Below are 5,367 nucleotides of genomic sequence, written 5' to 3' on the forward strand. Positions count from 1 at the left end.
CTTCCGGTAGCGCTTTGACAAACGCCTCGTCACTCCGGTCGAGTGCAACTCTGCCAATCTGATTCAGGGTCTTACCGCGGATGAGGGCATCTCCGGGCGGAGTCAAATTCAAGCATTGCTTTAACCAGCTCTCTGCCGCGTCGAGGTCTCGCAGCACGGCGACGTTGTTGTATGTGACGCCAAGGTTAAAGGCGACCACTCCCTGCGCCGTCGAAAGCTCGATAGCGCCATATAGATCGAACGCTTTGCGGAAATTTTCAGCGCAATCCGATTCCCCTTTGTCGCGCTGAATGATTGCGAGGTGTTCAATGCTCACCGCGAGCGTGCGGATCGCGTTTCGCTGATGATTGTTGCGCTGCTCCCGCGGCGTAGCCAACGCCTCGTGGGCGCGCTCGCGAGCCCAATCGACGCTGAGGCGTTGCAAGCGCTCCGCCTTGACGAGATCGCGCTCGTCCCGCGCGATGCGAACGCGGTAGTCGGTGACAAAGCTCCACTGATCCTCGCGTCCAGGGAGCGGCAGATCGCTATGGGGATCGACAAAATCGGGCGTGACGGCCTCGACCAGCCGCCGCCAGGCGGGATCGCGTCCGGTCTCCTGGTAAAGCGTTCGCAGCCCCTGCATCCCGCAGATGACGCCACGCGACCAACCGTATTGTCGCGCCAGGCTCCAGGCGGCGAGCAGATTGTCCTCTTCCGCCATCAAGGCGTTAAGGACCTGACGTTTTCCCGACACGTATTGCTCCGCGTAATAGTCCGCCAGGTCGCCTATCGCTTCGACAAAAGCGCGGCGGGCGCGCTCGGCATTCTCGCCAGCAAAGTTGCGCTCGAACTGGTCTCGAAAATACCAGGGCAGCGCCGGGTGCACACTGTAGTACCCGCCACCTAACGCGACCAAGAGCCCGATTTCGGCGGCGCGATCGAGCAAGTCGATACCCTCATCGCGCGTCAGGCCGCGCACTTCGTCTAGCGCCCACTCGGCTTGTGGATCGCCCATCGCGCAAAAGGCGTCAACGTCGGCAAAGCCCTGGAAAAGGTGCAGCAGCGCGAGCCTCTTCCGCTCGCTGTCGTTAAACGCGCTGGCGAAACCATAGCTCAGCGACGCGCCGAGCGATTTGGTGCGTCCCTCCGCCGCTTCGTCTTCGAAATTCCCCTCGCCGCCGCGCAAACCCGCGACTAAGACGTCAAGCCGCTCCTTACTGTCTATCCCAGCGCGCAAAGCCTCGCCGACCGTGACCAGAATGGTCAGGGGATTTCCCTGCGTGAAGTGCAGCAAGGGCGTCAGGTCCGGGAGATCCGCGAGGCGTTTGCCCCTGTGCTCGGCGATGGCGCCGGCGAGCTGCAGCCGCTCCTGCATCGGCATCGGCGGCGTTTTGACGCGGACTGGCATTTCGCCGAGCCAAGCCTGTTCGTCACGCCGCGAGGTGATCAGGAATCGCGCCTTCGTCTCGCGCGTTGCCAGGAGAAAGTCCCGCAGCTCCTGCTGCTCCGCCGCGCTCCATTCGGACGGGGTGCCCGCGGGGAACCCGGTGATCGGCTCGACGTTGTCCCAGATCCACAGAACGGGAATCTGCCGCAGCACGGCCAGCGCGATCTGACGTCTTTCCGCGTCATTCGCGGCGCCCCAGTGGACGCCCGAGCGCTGCAAAGCAGCGTCAAAAGTCTCGCCGATCTTGTCCAGCACGCGAGCGAGCGGTAGACGCCGCTCGAAGCTGGTGAACAGCACCGGCCCCTCGATGCCGCCGGTCAGCGCGTACCAGCGAGCGAACTCCGCCGCGGTCGTCGTCTTGCCGCTGCCGGCGAAGGCGTGCAGCAGCACGACGCGATGCCGGTCGAAGGCGCGATCGAGCGCGTAAAGCGTCTCGTCGCGGCCGATGAAGCCGACCTCAGGAGGCGGCGGCAGTTTGGCGTCGAGGACGCCCGCCGTCGCCCCGCCGCCGTCGAGCGTGATCCTGAGCGGCGCGCCCTCGGGCTTTTGCGGCCACAGACTGAGCGGCGTACGCTCCCAGACCACAGGCACCGCCCAGTCCTGCAACGGCCGCGCGTCATAAGCGATCTTGCGGTTCGGCTCGTCGGCCAGATTGCCGCGCGCCCAGGCCACAGCCTCGCCGAGCGTTCGCCCGCGCGCCAAGTCACCATAGAGTTCGGCGACGAATTGCGCCGCAGTCACGACATAGAGCGAATAGCGCATGGCGACGACGCCGGCGGCGCCGGCGTTCATCACCGCCTGCGCCAGAGAGCCATAGGCCTCGATCTCCTCCCGCGCCGACGCGGGCGCATCCTCGTTCGGCTGCGATTTCGCTTCGGCGAAGGCGGACTGGCAGGCGTTGAGGATGAGGATCGGCACGCCCGTGTCTCGCAGCAGGCCACCAATTTTGGCGCCGTCGACGCGTTCGCTGCGGGCCTTGCCCTCCGGGTCTTCGAAAATCAGATAGCCGCGCGGGCCCTTCGTCTCGCCCTTCAGCAACACTTTGCTGAGGATCTGGCCCACACCTCCGAGCGCCTCGGGTTCGGCGTAAACGCCGTGCCCATCGAAATGCACGATGTGATAGGGCTCTCCTTTCTCCTTGGCGAGCTTCAGCACTTTCGCGAGTCGCTCGTAAGTCGGCGGACGCAGGACGTCGAGCTGGAAGGCCTCGCGATCGCTGTCGCTCAGTCCCTTGACCAGCCGCCCGGCGACGGAACGGAAGGGAACGTCCTCGTCCGCTCCCGGCCGGCAGATCGCGAGCAGGATGCGGACCTTGTCGGCGACCTTCCCTGGGGCAAGAGACGGCGGCCCGCCTTGCTGCGAACGCACGAAGGCCTGCGCGGACAAGGCGAGATTGACGCCGCTATGGGGATTGCGGATCAGCTCCCACGGGATGGCCGTGGCCGCGGCGATGCCCGTCACAACCTCGATTCGCGTCGAAGACAGATACGGCTCGACGAACGCCCAGAGCTGTACGGCGTCGTTCCGCCCCTCGAAGATCGCGCGAAACAGCGCCTCCCCGCGGTCCGCCATCAACTGTTCAATGCGCGCGGCGATCTGTGGCGCCGGGTCCTCGTCGAACTGGAGATAGTCCTCGAGATACCAGCGGATCTTCTCGCCATCCTGCGGCGACAGCGAGAACTCGATCTCGCGGCTGAAGCTGAGACGCTGAAACCCAGGAATTTCAGCCTCAACGGCAATCTGATGCCTGTTCGGCCCGGAGCCAGGTTGCTGGCTGATGCGCAAAGTCGCCATGTCGAAAAGCCTGCACTGAAAATTTCGCTTCGCAATCGGCTCAAAAATTCCGCCGACCCGAAATCGATACCACCGTTCCTTCACCCCCGCCAGCGGCCGACCTGGAAGGATAGCTTGGGTCCCGGGGCGCCGTTCGGATGCTCGCCGTTTTGGCCCCCCAGCGACCGGCGCCGGCAGCCGCGCACGGCGTAACCCATTGAGATAATTGGGCACGCCCGGCGCGAATGGTTAACGGAGCGTGGCGATTTTGAGGCGGCAGGCCGCGTCCTGCCCCTCCCGAATCAGAATCCGGGGCTTAAGGCCTTGATATCCCTCGCCCGCTTCCCAGACCGCGAGGCCCCGGGGCTCGGCCCGCGCCGCCCGGGCCGCTGCTACCCGCCCGCCTCGTGGAAGAAGTCGTACACCAGCTTCGCCGTCGCGGCGTTCAGCCCCGGCGTCTTTTCCAGGTCGGCGAGCCCGGCCCGCGCCACCGCCTTGGCGGAGCCGAAGGCGTGCAACAGCGCCCGCTTGCGGGAAGGGCCGATGCCCGGGATCTCGTCGAGCGGACTTTTCACAAAATCCTTCTTGCGCCGCGCCCGGTGCGTCCCAATAGCGAAGCGGTGCGCCTCGTCGCGCAGGCGCTGAACGAAGAACAGCGCGGGATCGCGGGGCGAGAGGCGGAACGGCTCGCGGCCGTCGACGAAGAACGTCTCGCGACCGGCGTTGCGGTCGGGCCCCTTGGCGATCGAGCCGAGCGCGACGCCTTCGACGCCGAGCGAGGCCATGACCTCGCGCGCGGCCTCGAACTGGCCCCGGCCGCCATCGATGACGACGAGGTCGGGCGTGTCGGGGAAGGCGTCGGCGTCCTCACGCCGCGATCGCTGATCGCGGCCGACGCGGTCCATAGGGCGTTCGGAAGAACGCCCGTCTGGCGACGAGCTAGCGACTGCGTCTACAGCGGGAGCGCGCTCAGCGAGCGCGGCTTGAGAGCGCAGCCGCGCGAAGCGCCGCGTCAGCACCTCGCGCATCATGGCGTAGTCGTCGCCCGGCGTGAGGTCGGCGCTCTTGATGTTGAACGTGCGATAGGCGCTCTTGACAAACCCCTCCGACCCCGCAACCACCATCGCCCCGATCGCATGCGTCCCCATGATGTGGGAATTGTCGTAGATCTCGACCCGGCGAAGCGGCTTCTCGATCCCGAACGCCTGGGCGAGCGCGGCCAACAGCTTCTCCTGGCTCGCGGCCTCGGCGAGCTTGCGCGACAAGGCCTCGCGCGCATTGCGCATCGCCGCGTCGACGAGGTCCCGCTTCTCGCCCCGGCGCGGGACGCCGATCGCGATTCTGCGCCCGACGCGGGCGCTCAGCACCTCGCAAAGCGGGACCGCGCTCGCCACCGGATGGCTCAGCAGCACCAGCCGCGGCGCAGGCCGCTCAAGGTAGAACTGCGCCAGAAAGGCGTCGAGCACCTCCTCCGGCCCGAGCGCCCGGTCGGCGCGCGGGAAATAGGCGCGGTTGCCCCAGTTCTGGTAGGTGCGGAAGAAGAACACCTCGACGCAGTAGGCCCCCGCCTCCTCGTAGACGGCGAAGACGTCGGCCTCGGCAATCGAGCGCGGGTTGACGCTCTGCTCGCCCTGGATCGCCGACAGCGCCGAGATGCGATCGCGCAGGCGCGCGGCTCTCTCGAATTCGAGCGCGGCGGACGCCCGGCTCATCTCCTCGGCGAGACGGCGGCGGATCGCGAGGCTGCGCCCGGACAGGAAGTCCGTCGCCTCTTTCACCAGACCCGCATAGTCGTCGAGCCCGATCTCCCCGGTGCAGGGGCCGGTGCAGCGCTTGATCTGGTAAAGCAGGCAGGGGCGGGTGCGGTTCTCGTAATAGCTGTCCGAGCAGGTGCGCAGCAAAAAGGCGCGCTGCAGGGCGTTCATGGTGCGGAACACGGCGCCGGCGCTGGCGAACGGACCGAAATAGTCGCCGGGGATCGAGCGCGCCCCGCGGTGCTTGACGATCCGGGCCGCCTTGGGAGCGCGCGCAATCAAGATGTAGGGGAAACTTTTGTCGTCGCGCAGCACCACGTTGTAGCGGGGCTTCAGCTGCTTGATGAAATTGGCCTCGAGCAGCAGCGCCTCGGCCTCGGTCTCGGTGGTGACGAACACCATCGAGCGGGTCTG

General features: G+C 66.4%; 2 protein-coding genes. Both read right to left on the reverse strand.

Going from position 1 to position 5,367, the window contains the following annotated elements:
* Nucleotides 1-3,220 (reverse strand): CHAT domain-containing protein (locus tag ACLP25_RS16745; protein ID WP_442470316.1); only part of this gene is annotated, 3,220 nt, incomplete at its 3' end.
* Between the two features lie 371 nt (nucleotides 3,221-3,591).
* A partial coding sequence (uvrC, locus tag ACLP25_RS16750; RefSeq protein WP_442470317.1) for an excinuclease ABC subunit UvrC occupies nucleotides 3,592-5,367 on the reverse strand: 1,776 nt, incomplete at its 5' end.

The organism is Roseiarcus sp., from assembly GCF_052145395.1.
Classification (GTDB): Bacteria; Pseudomonadota; Alphaproteobacteria; order Rhizobiales; family Beijerinckiaceae; genus Roseiarcus.